Origin of the sequence: Nonomuraea thailandensis (genome assembly GCF_024172165.1) — a bacterium.
Lineage (GTDB): Bacteria > Actinomycetota > Actinomycetes > Streptosporangiales > Streptosporangiaceae > Nonomuraea > Nonomuraea thailandensis.
The window spans coordinates 3,735,066-3,749,250 of the sequence record NZ_JAMZEB010000002.1 but is presented as its reverse complement, the minus strand read 5'-3'; the positions used below and the strand labels follow the sequence as shown (position 1 = coordinate 3,749,250).

Annotated in this window: 16 protein-coding genes; 8 read left to right on the top strand and 8 right to left on the bottom strand. The window is 74.2% G+C overall.

The annotated features are described in order from the left end of the window. Positions 1–16 precede the first annotated feature (16 nt). From HD597_RS20755 to HD597_RS20735, 5 genes are all read right to left on the bottom strand, one after another. Positions 17–1,069, bottom strand: coding sequence for an NAD(P)-dependent alcohol dehydrogenase (locus HD597_RS20755; RefSeq protein ID WP_253744326.1), 1,053 nt, complete (start codon positions 1,067–1,069; stop codon positions 17–19). Positions 1,070–1,152: 83 nt separating this feature from the next. Next, a complete protein-coding gene (locus tag HD597_RS20750; RefSeq protein ID WP_253744325.1) occupies positions 1,153–1,935 on the bottom strand; it encodes a MerR family transcriptional regulator in 783 nt (260 codons plus the stop codon). Next, positions 1,932–3,053 (bottom strand): winged helix DNA-binding domain-containing protein, encoded by a 1,122-nt coding sequence (locus tag HD597_RS20745; RefSeq protein WP_253744324.1) that lies wholly within the window; start codon positions 3,051–3,053, stop codon positions 1,932–1,934. The genes HD597_RS20750 and HD597_RS20745 overlap by 4 nt, the downstream gene beginning before the upstream one ends. Before the next feature lie 4 nt (positions 3,054–3,057). After that, on the bottom strand, positions 3,058–3,441 hold the full coding sequence (locus HD597_RS20740) for an aldo/keto reductase (RefSeq protein ID WP_308210668.1): 384 nt from the start codon (positions 3,439–3,441) through the stop codon (positions 3,058–3,060). 67 nt (positions 3,442–3,508) lie between these two features. Next, positions 3,509–3,931: a VOC family protein gene (locus tag HD597_RS20735; protein ID WP_253744323.1), complete on the bottom strand. Its 423-nt coding sequence runs from the start codon at positions 3,929–3,931 to the stop codon at positions 3,509–3,511. A gap of 88 nt (positions 3,932–4,019) precedes the next feature. Here HD597_RS20735 and HD597_RS20730 point away from each other — a divergent pair, with 88 nt between their 5' ends. Both HD597_RS20730 and pdxR read left to right on the top strand, forming a co-directional pair. Then, positions 4,020–4,991: a helix-turn-helix transcriptional regulator gene (locus HD597_RS20730; RefSeq protein WP_253744322.1), complete on the top strand. Its 972-nt coding sequence runs from the start codon at positions 4,020–4,022 to the stop codon at positions 4,989–4,991. 242 nt (positions 4,992–5,233) lie between these two features. Beyond that, the gene (pdxR, locus tag HD597_RS20725; protein WP_253744321.1) at positions 5,234–6,619 is read left to right on the top strand and encodes a MocR-like pyridoxine biosynthesis transcription factor PdxR; all 1,386 of its coding nucleotides are present in this window, start codon (positions 5,234–5,236) and stop codon (positions 6,617–6,619) included. Between the two features lie 4 nt (positions 6,620–6,623). On the opposite strand, the gene HD597_RS20720 is transcribed toward pdxR, so the two are convergent. Further along, positions 6,624–6,950: a transcriptional regulator gene (locus tag HD597_RS20720; RefSeq protein ID WP_253744319.1), complete on the bottom strand. Its 327-nt coding sequence runs from the start codon at positions 6,948–6,950 to the stop codon at positions 6,624–6,626. A 1-nt stretch (position 6,951) separates the two neighbouring features. After that, positions 6,952–7,551, bottom strand: coding sequence for a hypothetical protein (locus tag HD597_RS20715; RefSeq protein ID WP_253744318.1), 600 nt, complete (start codon positions 7,549–7,551; stop codon positions 6,952–6,954). A 160-nt stretch (positions 7,552–7,711) separates the two neighbouring features. Between HD597_RS20715 and trpB the strand changes: the two genes are divergently transcribed. Genes trpB through HD597_RS20695 form a run of 4 tightly spaced genes read left to right on the top strand, consistent with a single transcriptional unit; the run spans position 7,712 to position 11,329 of the window. Further along, positions 7,712–8,908, top strand: coding sequence for a tryptophan synthase subunit beta (trpB, locus tag HD597_RS20710; RefSeq protein WP_253744317.1), 1,197 nt, complete (start codon positions 7,712–7,714; stop codon positions 8,906–8,908). Next, positions 8,905–9,717 (top strand): tryptophan synthase subunit alpha, encoded by an 813-nt coding sequence (gene trpA, locus HD597_RS20705; protein ID WP_253744316.1) that lies wholly within the window; start codon positions 8,905–8,907, stop codon positions 9,715–9,717. The genes trpB and trpA overlap by 4 nt, the downstream gene beginning before the upstream one ends. Then, positions 9,714–10,469 carry a GntR family transcriptional regulator gene (locus tag HD597_RS20700; protein ID WP_253744315.1) on the top strand — a complete coding sequence of 252 codons (756 nt, stop codon included), beginning with the start codon at positions 9,714–9,716 and terminating at the stop codon, positions 10,467–10,469. The genes trpA and HD597_RS20700 overlap by 4 nt, the downstream gene beginning before the upstream one ends. Before the next feature lie 56 nt (positions 10,470–10,525). Continuing rightward, positions 10,526–11,329: a GNAT family N-acetyltransferase gene (locus tag HD597_RS20695; protein ID WP_253744314.1), complete on the top strand. Its 804-nt coding sequence runs from the start codon at positions 10,526–10,528 to the stop codon at positions 11,327–11,329. Here HD597_RS20695 and HD597_RS20690 read toward each other — a convergent pair. Continuing rightward, entirely contained in the window at positions 11,299–12,171 is an 873-nt protein-coding gene (locus HD597_RS20690) for an alpha/beta fold hydrolase (protein ID WP_253744313.1), read from the bottom strand. The genes HD597_RS20695 and HD597_RS20690 overlap by 31 nt on opposite strands. A gap of 89 nt (positions 12,172–12,260) precedes the next feature. Between HD597_RS20690 and HD597_RS20685 the strand changes: the two genes are divergently transcribed. After that, the gene (locus HD597_RS20685; RefSeq protein ID WP_276082969.1) at positions 12,261–13,151 is read left to right on the top strand and encodes a helix-turn-helix transcriptional regulator; all 891 of its coding nucleotides are present in this window, start codon (positions 12,261–12,263) and stop codon (positions 13,149–13,151) included. Between the two features lie 36 nt (positions 13,152–13,187). Then, positions 13,188–14,174: an aldo/keto reductase gene (locus HD597_RS20680; protein ID WP_253744312.1), complete on the top strand. Its 987-nt coding sequence runs from the start codon at positions 13,188–13,190 to the stop codon at positions 14,172–14,174. Positions 14,175–14,185 lie beyond the last annotated feature (11 nt).

The window sequence follows — 14,185 nt, the reverse complement described above, 5'->3', positions numbered from 1 at the left end:
GCGTTCTCCGTCACTGTCACGGGAAGGTGATCAGCACCTTCACCATGTCCTCGATCTTCTTGTCGGAGATCTCGAAGGCGCGCTCCATCTCCTCGAAGCGGAACGTGTGGGTGGTCATGGGCGTGGGGTCGAGCCGCCTGCCCTGCAGGATGCGCAGCAGCCGCTCCATGCGCAGCCGGCCGCCCGGGCACAGGCCGGTCGTGATCGTCTTGTCGGCCATGCCGACGCCCCACTCGACCCGGGGGATGCGCACGAACTCGCCTTCCCCGTAGTAGCCGGTGTTGGACACCGTGCCGCCCGGCTTGGTGATCCTGATGGCGCTCTGGAAGGTGGCGTCCGCGCCGAGGGCCTCGATGGCGGTGTCCACGCCCTGCCCCTGGGTCAGGTCGAGGACGCGCTCCACGACGTCCTCCTCGGTGAAGTCGACGATCTCGTCGGCGCCGTACTCGCGGGCGAGCCGCTGCCGGCCGGGCACCGACTCGACCCCGATGACCAGGCCGGCGCCGCGCAGCCTGGCGCCCGCGGTGGCCATGAGGCCCACCGGGCCCTGGGCGAGCACGGCCACCGTCCCGCCGATGGGGATGTGGCCGTTCTCCGCGCCCATGAAGCCGGTCGAGAGCATGTCGGCGCAGTAGACGGCCATCTCGTCGGGGACGTCGTCGGGGATCTTCGCCAGGTTGGCGTCGGCCTCGTTCACGTGGAAGTACTCGGCGAAGACGCCGTCCTTGGAGTTGGCGAACTTGAACCCGCCGAGCGGCCCGCCGGACTGCGACGGGTGACCGTTCTGCGAGGCGAGGTCGCCCCAGTCGGGCGTGATGGCGCCCGACAGGACCCGGTCGCCCGGCCGGAAGCCCTTCACCTCCTCGCCCACCTCGTGCACCACGCCGACGCCCTCGTGGCCGAGCGTGAGGTTCTCCCGAGGCCCGATGCCGCCTCTGACGGTGTGGGAGTCGGAGGTGCAGATGAGGGCGGCGGTGGTCTTGACGACGGCGTCGAGCGGGCCGGGCCGCGGGACGGGTTTGTCCATGAACCCGACCTGGCCGATCTGCCTCATCACGAACGCTCGCATCGTGCCCCCGGTGACTCCTCCGTGTCCGGCGCCCCCCGTAAACGCCGCAAACATGCCCAGCCCTACCCGGCTGACCTCGGCGTTTAACCTCGGCCCGCGCCCCGCGCCCGGTCGGCGTTGGCCATGATGGCGTCGTGCACGTAGCGGGACAGGCCGGGCGCCATGTCGTCGTAGTTGCGCCCGATCCGCTCGTTGGCGAGATAGGCCCTGGCAAGGCCGCGGTGGGTTTCGTGGTCGCAGTCGTGGAAGCGCCGGTGCAGGTGCAGCCGGTGCTCCTCGGCCAGGCCCATGACGGCGGGGTCGGCGGCCGGCACGCCGGCGGCCATGGCGTCGAGCAGCCGCCGGTGGATGGCGGACTGCTCGTCGCGGATGCGCTCCCAGTCGGCCGCGGAGCAGGCGGCGGCGCGCCGCTGCCGCTGGCGCCACAGCTCCGAGTCGCCCCAGCGCTCCCGCGCGCGGGCCGCGTTGTCCTCCAGCCGGGTGCTGCCGAAGATCTCCAGCCGCTCCCGCGGGGTGAGGGTGAGGCCGAGCTCGCGCGCGTGGAGCTCCCTGTCGATCGAGGCGAGCATGGCCTGCTGCCGCTCGATCCGCGCGGTGAGCAGCGTACGCTGCTCCCGCAGCCGGTCGGCGTCGGTGCGCGCCGGGTCGGCGAGGATCGCGCCGATGGTGTCGAGGTCGAAGCCGAGCTCCCGGTAGAACAGGATGTGCTGCAAGCGCCGCAGGTCGTCGCCGGAGTAGAGCCGGTAGCCGGCGGCGCTGCGCTCGCTGGGCTCCAGGAGCCCGATCTCGTCGTAGTGGTGGAGGGCGCGCACCGAGATCCCGGCCAGCTCGGCGACGGCGCCGACGGTGTGCTCTTGCGTGGTCATGCGTTCACTGTGCCGCCTGACGTGAGGTGAGGGTCAAGCCGTACGCGATCGCTGTCGCCGTCGGACAGGAACGACGCCAGCGCCCGCCCCTCCTCGGCCACGGCGTCGCGTTCGGTGCGGGAGAGGGGACGCAGCGGGACGATGGCCACGGCGCCGTCCTCGACGGTCCAGGTCGCGCCGACCCGGCCGTCCACCAGGACCACGCGGGCGCCGGCGACCGACAGGCCGCGGTGGGCGTCGTCGATGATCCGGGTCCGGTCGTGGTAGCCGAGTATCGCGTTGTCGAACGCCGGCAGGAACCGTACCGGGGCCGGGACGCCGGGGTCGGGACGCGGCGCGCCGGGCAGGTCGAGCAGCACCCGGCCCCGCTCGTCCCTGAACTCGACCAGCTCCTCGCGGACCGCGGCGACCGCGGAGGGCAGCCCGGCCAGGCCGCACCAGGCCCGCAGGTCGGCCGCGGCGGCCGGGCCGAACGCGGCGAGATAGCGCCGTACCAGCGCTTGCCCCACCGGATCGGAGCCGTCCGCGGCCGGCGGGTCGATCTCCCGCCCCAGCCAGGAGGAGAGCGGGACGTTGCGCACCCCCGCCCTCGTCCGCCACAGCCCGCGCGGCGGGAGCTGCGCCATCGGGATGAGCGCGGCCACCAGCATCTCGCCCAGCGCCCTCGGCCCCGGCTCCGGCCAGCGCGCGGCCACCGCCCGCGCGAGCTCGCTCATCGAGCGCGGCTCGCCGTCGGCCGTCACCGCCCGGGCCGCCGCCGCGAGCTCGTCGAGGTCCACCCCGGCCAGCTCACGCCGGTAGGTGCCGAGCACACGCCGGCGCAGCATGGCGTCGTGGCGGGCCCGCCAGGCCAGCGCGTCGCCGGCGGTGAGCAGGTGCACGGTGCGCCGCATCAGGTGCGTGCGCACCACCCCGCGCCCGGCCAGCTGTCGCGAGAGCGCCGCCGGGTCGAAGGAGCGCAGCCGCGACCAGAGCCCGACGAACGGCTCCTGCGGCTCCTGCGCCTGCAGGCCGCACAGGTGCGCCACCGCGCCGGGCACCGGCAGGTCGGCGCGGTCGAGCAGCAGTTGCCGGGCCAGCGTCGCGCGGTTCAGCGCCCGGGCGCCGAGGACGGTCATCGCCTCACGCCGCCGCTCGCTCGCCGGACGGCCGCCTGCGGTCGATGTGGTCGGTCCGCAGGCGGCGCAGCGAGTGCTCGACCTCGGTGACGATCCAGCGCCGGGAGTTGCCGGCGCGGTTGGGGTCCTCCCCCATCGGGGCGTTGACCTTGGTGGCCAGGACGACGTCGTCGCGGCGGCCCTTGAGCGCCTTGCCGACGATCTCCCCGCTCTCGCTGCAGGAGTAGACGTCGGCGGTGTCGATGACGTTGATCCCGGCGTCGAGGGCCCGGTGGACGAGGCGGACGCAGTCGTCGTGGTCGGGGTTGCCGACCCGGCCGAACATCATCGTGCCCAGGCAGTAGGGGCTCACCTGGATCCCGGTCCGCCCCAGGGGGCGCGTTCTCATCTTCGTTGGTTCCCTTCGGCAGGAGGAGGGGGCGTGGCGCGGGCGGGTCCCGCACCACGCCGGGTGCTCAGGCGCCGTACTCGCTCGCGACGTCCAGGACCCAGGTGACTCCGAAGCGGTCGGTGAGCATCCCGTAGAGCGGGGCCCACTGCGCGGGCGCCAGGGGCCGGGCGATGGTCGCGCCGTCGGAGAGCTTCTCCCAGTACGCGGTGATCTCCTCCGGGTTCTCACCGCGGACGGACAGGAAGAACGCGTTCTCACCCCGGTCCCAGGGCGTCCCCGTGGGCACGTCGTAGGCCATCACGTGGAAACCGTTCCCGGCGAGCACCTGGCCCCACGTCACCCGGTCCGCGTCGGCGGGGTCCTGCACGTTCCCGAGGTCCTTGTAGGTGACGACGGCGACGTGCCCGCCGAACACGGCCTGGTAGAACTCGAGCGCCGCCCGGGCGTCGCCCTGGAAGTTCAGATGAGTAGTGGACTTAACGGACATATCCGGCTCCTTGTCAGGTCGTTGCGAGGACCACAGTCGCAGGGGTAGCGGACAGGATGTGGCCTCTACCGCAGGCAGAATGGGCAACATGCCGAAGACCTCAGCGCGGCTGCTGGCGCTGCTCTCGTTGCTCCAGACGCGCCGCGACTGGCCGGGGGCGCTGCTGGCCGACCGGCTCGACGTGAGCGCGCGCACCGTGCGCCGCGACGTCGACCGGCTGCGCGAGCTCGGCTACCCCATCGTGGCCTTCAAGGGGCCCGAGGGCGGATACCGGCTGGACGCCGGCTCGGAGCTGCCGCCCTTGTTGTTCGACGACGAGCAGGCCGTCGCCCTGGCCATCGCGCTGCAGGTCGCGGCCACCAGCGGCGCCGGCATCGAGGAGGCCGCGGCCCGCGCGCTGAGCACCGTCCGCCAGGTGATGCCCGCCCGGCTGCGCCACCGCATCGACACCCTTCAGGTCACCGCCGTCGAGCGGCCCGCGCCCGGGCCGCAGGTGGGCAGCGGGGTGCTCGTCGCGCTCAGCGCCGCCGTCCACGCCCGCGAGGTGCTGCGCTTCGGCTACGGCTCGCAGGAGGCCCCGCCGCGCCGGGCCGAGCCCCATCACCTCGTCACCTGGGGCGGGCGCTGGTACCTCGTCGCCTGGGACCTCGATCGCGAGGACTGGCGCACCTTCCGCGCCGACCGCGTCACCCCGCGCACCCCGGCCGGGCCCCGCTTCACCCCGCGCGAGCTGCCGGGAGGCACGGTGGCCGCCTTCCTGACCGCCAGGTTCCTCGGCTCCGACGGGTCCGGCCGGTGGCCCTGCCGCGGCGAGGTGATCCTCTCCCTGCCCGCCGGCGCCGTGTCCCCCTACGTCCGCGACGGGGTCGTCGAGGAGCTCGGCCCCGGCCGCTGCCGGCTCGTCCTGGGTTCGTGGTCGTGGACCGGCCTGGCCGCCACCGTCGGCAGGTTCGACGCCGGCATCGAGGTGGTCGGCCCGCCGGAGCTCCAGGCCGCCTTCGCCCAGCTCGCCCGCCGCTACGCCGAGGCGGCCAGCCCTCCGGCGCCCACGCCGCCTTGATGGTCGCCGTCACGAACCTGTACGACCGGCTCAACGCCCCGGCCCGGCAGATCGCCGGCGCCCGGGGACGAAGGAGCCTCAGCCCCCGCTGGTGGGCGGGCTGCTGCTGGGCAGCGTCTTCCGGATGGCGGGCTCCAGCGGCCGGCGCGCTCCTGGTGGCGCCGGCTGGGCGCCGTCTGACCGCCCGGTGAGGATCGGCCCACGGTATGTTGCATTCCCATGAGTCTTCCCTGGGCCAATCCGTGAGCGGCGGCGACCTGCATCTGGAGCTCAGCGGCAGCGGCGGCGCCCGCGTACGGCTGATGCGGGCCCTGCGCGAGGCCGTCGACTCGGGACGCCTGGCGCCCGGCACCCGGTTGCCGCCCTACCGCGCCCTGGCCCTCGACCTGGGCATCGCCCGCAACACGGTGGCCGCCGCCTACGCCGAGCTCGTCGAGGAGGGCTGGCTCACCGCCCGTCAGGGCTCCGGCACCGAGGTCGCGCACCGCGCCGCGCCGGTGGAGCCGGACCGGCGGCGAGACCCCGTGCGTCCGTCCCGCCCCCGGATCGCCCACGACCTCATGCCCAGCTCCCCCGACGCCTCCGCCTTCCCCCGCTCGGCCTGGACCGCCTCGGCCAGGCGGGCGCTGACCGCCGCGCCGAGCGACGCCTTCGGCGTCGGCGACCCCCGCGGCCGCCCCGAGCTGCGCCACGCGCTGGTGGACTACCTGGCACGCACCAGAGGCGTGCGCACCACGGCCGGGCACGTCGTGATCTGCTCGGGGTACGCGCACGGGCTGCGGCTGGTGTCCCAGGTGCTGCGCGGCCCGGTCGCCGTCGAGGCGTACGGGCTCGCCTTCCACCGCTCCCTCCTGACAGAGGCGGGGCTGACGACCGTGCCGCTCACCGTGGACGCCCACGGCGCCCGGATCGAGGACCTGCCCGCCACGGGCGCGCGAGCGGTCCTGCTGACTCCGGCGCACCAGTACCCCACCGGAGGCGCCCTGCACCCCCGGAGACGGGCCGCGGTCATCGACTGGGCCCGCGCCACGGGCGGCCTGGTGCTGGAGGACGACTACGACGGCGAGTTCCGCTACGACCGCGAACCGGTCGGCGCCGTGCAGGGCCTCGACCCCGACCGTGTCGTCTACTTCGGCTCGACCAGCAAGAGCCTGTCGCCGTCGCTGCGGCTCGGCTGGATGGCGCTGCCCGGCCGGCTGGTGGACGAGGTGCTCGCCGCCAAGGGGCCGCGGGAGTTCTGGTCGGGCGTCACCGACCAGCTCACCCTGGCCGACTTCCTCGCGTGCGGCGCCTACGACCGCCAGCTGCGCCGCATGCGCGCGATCTACCGGCGCCGCCGGGACCTGCTCACCGCCACGCTCGCCGGGCACGCCCCGCACGTCACCGTCAGCGGCATCGCGGCGGGCCTGCACGCCGTTCTGGACCTTCCTCCCGGAACCGAGCAGGCCGCGCTGCGCGCCGCCCGCCGCCTCGGCCTCGCCCTGGACGGCCTGGGCCCGTACCGGCATCCGCGGAGCGCGATGCCGGCCCGCGACGGCCTGGTCATCGGGTACGGCACCCCGCCCGAGCACGCGTTCGCCGCCGCGCTGGACGCCCTGTGCCTGGCGCTGCCCGACCTCGGCGGGTGATCCGTCACGACTCGGAGGGCACCCAGGTGCGGGCGGCCTCGTGCAGGCGCAGCAGCCGGTCCCAGTGCTCGGCCGCGGCGGCGCGGCCCGGCTCGGTGAGGCTGACGACGGTCCGGGGACGGCGCTGGCCGGTCTTCTCGATCCGGACGATCCCGCCCTTCTCCAGCTTGGCCAGATGGCTGGACAGGTTGCCCTTGGACAGGCCGGTGACCCGCTGGAGAAAGAGGAAGTCGGCGCTCTCGCAGGCCGACAGCGCACTCGTGATCGCCAGCCGGGAGGGGTCGTGCACCAGCCGGTCGATCTCCGTCATGTCCTCGAACGGGGTCGTCACCTCACTCCTCCTCGCCGGCCCGTCGCGGCAGCGAGCGCACCAGGGCCCGGTGGTCGAGCAGGCCGTTGACGACGAGCAGCGCGCCGACGGTGAGGAGCTGCCAGAGGGGCTCGGCCGAGGCGAACGGGTGCTGCCCTGACGGGGTGAGCACGCCGAGCGGGGCCAGGGTGAGGGCCATGAGCAGCACGGCCGAGGCCGGGTAGTGCGCGCGGCCGGGCCAGGGCGGCACGCCGATCAGGGCGAGGAGGGCGGCGAAGATCAGGCCGCCGGTGAGATGCCCGGCCGCCCCGGTGACGTTGGCGGCGGTGACCACCAGGAGCACGCCCAGCAGCAGCACGGGGACGAGCAGCCAGGCCGGGAACCGGGCGCCGCCACGCCGCGGGACGACCGTGCCGAAGGTGCCGCGGTAGTAGCCGGTCACGGCGGCGAGCAGGACGGCGAAGGGCAGGACGGCGACGACAGGGCTCTCCCGTACGCCGCCGAAGGCGAGGGCGCCGAGGAAGAGACCGAAGGCGGCCAGGTAGAGCCCACGGCGCTGGGCGTGCTCCGCGGTGGTTCGGCGGATGCGGTCGAGGCGATCGAGTTCGTACGAGCTGACCATCGGACCCTTTCGGTTTGCAGTGCAGACCTTTCTTGGAGTGTAGGACCCGGGCGCGAGGTTTGCAATGCAGACCAACGGGGTGGTGGCGTTCCAGGATCGTCCGTGTCACACTCACTGTTATAGAACTCTCTGTAGAGTTATAGAACGATTGGAGAAGGGCATGCGCAACGTGCGTGAGCCGGTCCCGCTGGACGGGACCATGGGCCAGCCCCGCGCGCGGGGCCGCTTCGGCGAGTACGGCGGCCGGTACGCGCCGGAGTCCCTGGTGGAGGCGTGCCGCGAGGTGGACGAGGCGTTCCGGCAGGCCTGGGCCGATCCGGGGTTCCGCGGCGCCCTGGCGCGGCTGCTCGCCGTGCACGCCGGGCGGCCGACCCCCCTCACCCCGGCCCTGCGGCTGTCGGAATCGCTGGGCGTGCGGCTGTTCCTCAAGCGCGAGGACCTCACCCACACCGGCTCCCACAAGATCAACAACGTGCTGGGCCAGGCCCTGCTCGCCACCCGGATGGGACGGCGCAGGCTGATCGCCGAGACGGGAGCGGGCCAGCACGGGGTGGCCACCGCGACCGCCGCCGCGCTGCTCGGGCTGGAGGCCACCGTCTTCATGGGCGAGCGCGACATCGAGCGGCAGGCGCTGAACGTCTTCCGGATGCGCATGCTGGGCGCCGAGGTGGTCCCGGTGACCACGGGCAGCCGCACCCTCAAGGACGCGACCAGCGAGGCCATGCGGCACTGGGTGGGCGCGACCGGCGACTCCCACTACTGCATCGGCTCGGTCGTCGGGCCGGACCCGTACCCGTGGATGGTCAGGGAGTTCCAGCGGGTCATCGGCGAGGAGGCCCGCGCGCAGTGCGCCGCCGAGCTGCGGACCGGCGTGCCGGACCACGTGGTCGCGTGCGTCGGCGGCGGCTCCAACGCGGCCGGCACCTTCGCCGGGTTCGCCGACACCCCGGCGCGTCTGGTCGGCGTCGAGGCTGAGGGCGGCGCCGGGGCGGGCCGCGGCAAGCTCGGCGTCCTGCACGGCTGCCGCTCGCTGTTCCTGCAGGACGACGACGGGCAGATCACCGAGGCGCACTCCATCGCCGCCGGGCTCGACTACCCCGGGGTCGGCCCCGAGCACGCCCACCTGCGCGACCTGGGCCGGGCCCGCTACGTCACGGTGACCGACGACGAGGCGGTCGCCGCGGCCGTACGGCTGGCCCGCACCGAGGGCATCGTCCCGGCCCTCGAATCGGCGCACGCCCTCGCCTGGGTGATCCGCGCGGCGGGCGACGGCGACCTGCCCGCGGGATCGACGGTGCTGATGACGTTGTCCGGACGGGGCGACAAGGACGTCTCGACCTACAAGGAGCTGCTGTGACGAACCCGACCCTGGCCGCCGGCGCGGTCGAACGCCACCTGCGTGCCCGCCGGGAGAGCGGCCGCGGCCTGCTCATGCCGTACGTCACCGCGGGGATCACGCCCGGCTGGACGGACTACCTGCGGGCCTTCGCCGATGCCGGAGCGGACGCGATCGAGGTCGGCCTGCCCTTCTCCGACCCCACGCTGGACGGCCTCACCATCCAGCAGGCCAGCCAGGCGGCCCTGGCCAGGGGCGCGAGCACCCGCCGGATCCTCGCCGACCTGTCCGGCGTGGACCTGGGCATCCCGCTGGTCGCCAGCACCTACTACAACCTGGTGCTGCACGACGGCCCCGAGGCGTTCTGCGCCGCGCTGCGCCGGGCCGGCGTCCACGGCCTGATCGTGCCCGACCTGCCGGTGCACGAGGCCGACGAGCTGACGGACGCGGCCGCCGCAGCCGGCATCGAGCCGGCCCTGCTGGCCTCACCGTCGACGCCGCAGCCGAGGCTGGCGGAGATCGCGGAGCGCAGCCGCGGATTCGTCTACGCGGTGTCGCTGATGGGCACCACCGGCGAGCGGGCCACCCTCGCCGCCTCGGCGGCGGAGCTCACCGAGCGGATCCGGCGCGTCACCGACCGGCCGATCTTGCTAGGATTTGGCATCTCCACCCCGGACCATGCACGTGAGGCCCGCCGGCACGCCGACGGCGTGGTGGTGGGCGCCGCGGTCATGCGGCGGGTGCTCGACGGGGCCGGGCCGGACGACCTGCGGGTCTTCCTCGCGACCCTGCGGCAAGCCCTCGACCAGGAGTGTGACCGACCACGATGAGCACCGACGCCGGGCACGAGGCGAGATACCGAGCCATCGCCGCCGACCTCGCCGCGAAGATCCGGTCCGGGCACTACGCTCCCGGTGAGGCGCTGCCGCCGCAACGGGAGCTGAGCGCCTCCTACGGGGTGACGCTCATGACGCTGCGCCAGGCGTTGCGGGAGCTCAGCGACGAGAGGCTGATCGTGCAGCGGCCCGGCAAGGGCACGTTCGTCGCCCCGCCGCACCTGGCGTACCAGCTCGACTCGTTGCGCAGCCTGGTCGACGACCTGCGCAAGCAGGGCCACGACGTGCGCACCGCGGTGGCCGGCCGGGCGGTGCGCCGGGCTCCCGCCCAGGTCGCCGCGGAGCTGCGGCTGCGTCCCGGCGACAGCGCCCTGCGGCTGGAGCGGGTCCGCGAGTTCGACGGGCGGCCCGCCGTGCACCAGGTGTCCTGGGTCCGCCGGCCGGTGGCCGACCGGATCCGCGACCGCGACTTCACCGCCGTCTCCCTCTACACGGCCCTCGCCGACGCGGGGATGACGGTCGCCCGGGCGTCCGAGGTGGTCCGGCCCGGCCTGCTCGACCCCGCCGCCGCCCGCCACCTCCGCGAGCCGCAGGGCAGCCCGGTGCTCGTCAGCACCCGGATCACCCACACGCTCGACGGCACGCCGGTGGTGTCCGACCACGCCACCATCCTCGGCAGCATGATGGAGATCCGCACCGAACGCGCCGCCACCGGCCTGTCTCTCACCTGGGGCGCGACGAGCTGAGCACCTGAGTCGAAAATCCTTTGAGACCTTCTCGGCGCGCTGGCTAGTCTGCCCCCATGATCTCCCTCGCGCGGCACCGCCTGACCTCCGCCGAGACCGGCCCGGCCCTGCGCGCGCTGAGCGAGTGGACGCCGGCCGACGCCCCGGGCGGCGGTCTCCACCCCGGAGACGTGGGGTGGCACCTGCGGTTCGACGACGCGGCCGTCTTCGTCTGGACGCACGACGGGGTGCCGGTGGCGGCCGGCTTCCTCGACGGCTCCGTGCTGCGCGTGACCGGCGCGCCCGGCGCCGATCTAGGAGCGGTGGCGGCCGACGCCGAGGAGCTGCTCGAGCCCGGCAACGACCGCACCGACGGCCTGCCCGTGCCCGGCTGGGAGCTCGATCGGGAGCAGCCCTGGGTCGTCCTGTCGTGGGCCCCGCGGCCGGTGTCGAGCCGTGCCGAGCCGGTCGGCCGCGACGATGCCGCCGACCGGGTGCTGGTGCAGCGGGCCGCCTTCGAGGGGTCCACGTTCACCGTCGAGCGCTGGCGCGCCATGAAGGCCTCGCCGGCGGGCGAGCTGGCCGTGGAGACGCTCGTCCGCACGCCCTCGGGCGAGCCCGCGGCCGCCGCGACCGGCTGGTTCGCCGGCGTGGGCAGGTGCGGGCTGCTCGAACCGGTCGGCGCCCATCCCGACCATCGCGGGCACGGCCACGGGCGCGATGCCGTGCTGGGGGTGTGCGCGGGCCTGGCCGACCGGGGCGCGAGCGCGGTCGCCGTCGTGACCCCGGCCACGAACGAGGCCGCCGTGGCGCTGTATCGATCGGCCGGCTTCACCGTCGTACGCGAGAATCACGACTGGGTGCGCGCTCGACGAGCTTGACGGATCTGCCTCCGCACCGCGGCGCGGAGCACCGCACCGAACCGGTCCGGCGCTTCCAGCCAGGGGAAGTGCCCCGCGTCCTGGACGATGACGACCTCGCGGCCCAGGCGCGTGCCGAGCCGCCGCAGGGCATCGGCGGGACGGCTGTCGCCCGACCCGCCGATGATCACCGCGCCGGGTGGCACGCGCTCGCGCAGCTCGTCCACGTGCGATTCGAGCGGATCGGCCTTGGCAGCCGCGTTGAGCTGGGCGTTCATCGTGTAGTTGACCGGCCGCAGCGTACGGGCCGAGGCCAGCGCCCACTCCCACGCCCGCGTCCGGTCGGCGTGGTCGGTGAACCACGACAGCGTGAGGTACTCGATCTCCTCGGCGTCCGTGCGCGAGCCGATCGCGTCGAGCTCATCGAGCCTGGCCTGCTGCTCCTCACTGCGCCGCGCCCGCTGCGCCGCCCGGTCGGCCTGCCGCCAGGGCTCCAGGAACGGCCCGGCGACCTGCACCAGGCCGGCCACCCGCTCAGGGTGGGCCAGCAGGAAGTAGCCGGCCAGGTTCGTTCCGAACGAATGCCCCAGCAGGACGACCCGATCGTGCCCCCACGCGTCAAGCAGCAGCGCCAGGTCGCGGACGTGCCGGGCGATCGTGTGCGCGCCCTGCCAGGGCGACCCGCCGGTGCCGCGCTGGTCGTAGCGGTGGACCAGGCACAGGTCGTCGATGAGGCCGGCGACGGGCGCCAGATAGTCGGGGACTCCTGGCCCGCCGTGCAGCATCACCACGGGCGATCTCCCCGGATCGGCCCGGCCCGCGGTCCACGTACGCAGCCGTGCGCCGTCATCCAGCTCGATCATGGTCGCGAGTGTACCGAGCAGGAAGTGACGCTTGTCCGGGGTAATGCCCTTACCTCCTTCACGACGCTCACCGTGCATAACCTGAGCCCATGGGCCAGATCGACCACCGCGCCGAGGTTCGCGAGTTTCTCAGCTCGCGGCGGGCGCGCATCACTCCGGAGCGGGCGGGGCTGCCCGCCTACGGCGGCAACCGCCGCGTCAAGGGACTGCGGCGCGAAGAGGTCGCGATGCTCGCCGGCGTCTCCATCGACTACTACGTCCGCATGGAACGCGGGAACCTGTCCGGCGCCTCCGACAGCGTGCTGGACGCCCTGGCCCGCGCGCTGCAACTGGACGAGGCCGAGCGCGAGCACCTGTTCGCCCTGGCCAGGGCCGCCGGGCCGGGCCCGCGCCACCGCCGCGCCTCGCCCACCACGGTGCGGCCGGTGACCCAGCAGGTGCTGGACGCCATCACCGACGCCCCGGCCTGGGTGCGCAACGGCCGCCACGACATCCTCGCGACGAACCGCCTGGCCCGCGCCCTGTACGCCCCCGTCCTGGCCGGCCCGCGCCGCCCGGCGAACACCTGCCGGTTCGTCTACCTCGACGAGGCCGCCCGGGAGTTCTTCGTCGACTGGGACCGGATCGCCGACAACTCCGCCGCCATGCTCCGCCTGGAGGCGGGCCGCGCCCCCCACGACCGGGCGCTGATCGAGCTGATCGGCGAGTTGTCGACGTGCAGCGACGTCTTCCGGCGACGCTGGGCCTCCCACGACGTTCAGTACCACCGCAGCGGCATGAAGCGGCTGCGGCATCCGGTGGTCGGCCGGCTCGACCTGGACTTCGAGTCGATGGAGCTGCCGTCCGACCCCGGCCTCACCCTGGCCGTCTACACCGCCGCCGCCGGCACCCCGGCCGCCGACGGGCTGAAGATGCTGGCCAGCTGGGCGGCCACCCAGGACCTCACCGAGGCGCCGCGGCCCGCCCCGGACCAGAGCTGACCGCCCGGTCACCTCCCGGACACGAAGGAGTCAGCAGTGCACACCAGAACGCTGGGACAAGGCCTGCGGGTGTCGGCCGTGGGGCTGGGCTGCATGGGCATGTCGCAGAGCTACGGCCCCAACCCGGGCAGCCGCGAGGACATGATCGGCGTGGTCCGATCCGCCCTGGACGCCGGGGTGACCTTCCTCGACACCGCGGAGGTCTACGGCCCGTACCACAACGAGGAGCTCGTGGGTGAGGCCATCGCCCCGATCCGCGACCAGGTGCAGGTCGCCACGAAGTTCGGCTGGGACATCCGCGACGGCAGGCCCGCCGGCCTGAACTCCCGGCCCGAGCAGATCCGCAAGGTCGCCGACGCCTGCCTGGGCCGCCTGCGCACCGACCGCATCGACCTGTTCTACCAGCACCGGGTGGACCCGGACGTGCCGATCGAGGACGTCGCCGGAGCCGTGGGAGAGCTGGTGCGAGCGGGCAAGGTCAGGCACTTCGGCCTGTCCGAGGCCGCGGCCGCCACCATCCGCAGGGCCCACGCCGTGCACCCCGTCACCGCCGTGCAGTCGGAGTACTCGTTGTGGACCCGCGACCCCGAGCCCGAGGTGCTGCCCGCCTGCGCGGAGCTGGGCATCGGGTTCGTGCCGTTCAGCCCGCTCGGCAAGGGCTTCCTCACCGGCACGGTCGGCCCGGACGCCTCCTTCCAGCAGGGGGACATCCGGGCGACGATCCCGCGCTTCGCCGCCGGCAACCTGCCCGCCAACCAGGCGCTGGTGGGCCACGTCCGCGCCCTGGCCGAGGCCAAGGGCGTCACACCAGGGCAGCTCGCCCTGGCCTGGCTCCTGGCCCAGCAGCCCTGGATCGTGCCGATCCCCGGCACCCGGCGCCTGTCCCGCCTGCGGGAGAACGCCGGCGCGGCGGCGGTGGCGCTGTCCGCGGACGAGCGGGCCGGCCTGGACACCCTGGCCGCCCGCGTCGGCGTGGCCGGTGACCGGTACGGCGAGGCCCACATGAAGCTGGTCGGCCGCTAGCCCCGCTGCTC

Coding starts and splice junctions, on each gene's coding strand:
- HD597_RS20685 (WP_276082969.1), top strand. CDS start 12,261: ATGGGCCAGATCGACCACCGCGCCGAGGTTCGCGAGTTTCTCAGCTCG.
- HD597_RS20695 (WP_253744314.1), top strand. CDS start 10,526: ATGATCTCCCTCGCGCGGCACCGCCTGACCTCCGCCGAGACCGGCCCG.
- HD597_RS20745 (WP_253744324.1), bottom strand. CDS start 3,053: ATGACCGTCCTCGGCGCCCGGGCGCTGAACCGCGCGACGCTGGCCCGG.
- HD597_RS20735 (WP_253744323.1), bottom strand. CDS start 3,931: ATGTCCGTTAAGTCCACTACTCATCTGAACTTCCAGGGCGACGCCCGG.
- HD597_RS20700 (WP_253744315.1), top strand. CDS start 9,714: ATGAGCACCGACGCCGGGCACGAGGCGAGATACCGAGCCATCGCCGCC.
- HD597_RS20730 (WP_253744322.1), top strand. CDS start 4,020: ATGCCGAAGACCTCAGCGCGGCTGCTGGCGCTGCTCTCGTTGCTCCAG.
- trpB (WP_253744317.1), top strand. CDS start 7,712: ATGCGCAACGTGCGTGAGCCGGTCCCGCTGGACGGGACCATGGGCCAG.
- HD597_RS20740 (WP_308210668.1), bottom strand. CDS start 3,441: ATGAGAACGCGCCCCCTGGGGCGGACCGGGATCCAGGTGAGCCCCTAC.
- HD597_RS20750 (WP_253744325.1), bottom strand. CDS start 1,935: ATGACCACGCAAGAGCACACCGTCGGCGCCGTCGCCGAGCTGGCCGGG.
- HD597_RS20715 (WP_253744318.1), bottom strand. CDS start 7,551: ATGGTCAGCTCGTACGAACTCGATCGCCTCGACCGCATCCGCCGAACC.
- HD597_RS20690 (WP_253744313.1), bottom strand. CDS start 12,171: ATGATCGAGCTGGATGACGGCGCACGGCTGCGTACGTGGACCGCGGGC.
- HD597_RS20755 (WP_253744326.1), bottom strand. CDS start 1,069: ATGCGAGCGTTCGTGATGAGGCAGATCGGCCAGGTCGGGTTCATGGAC.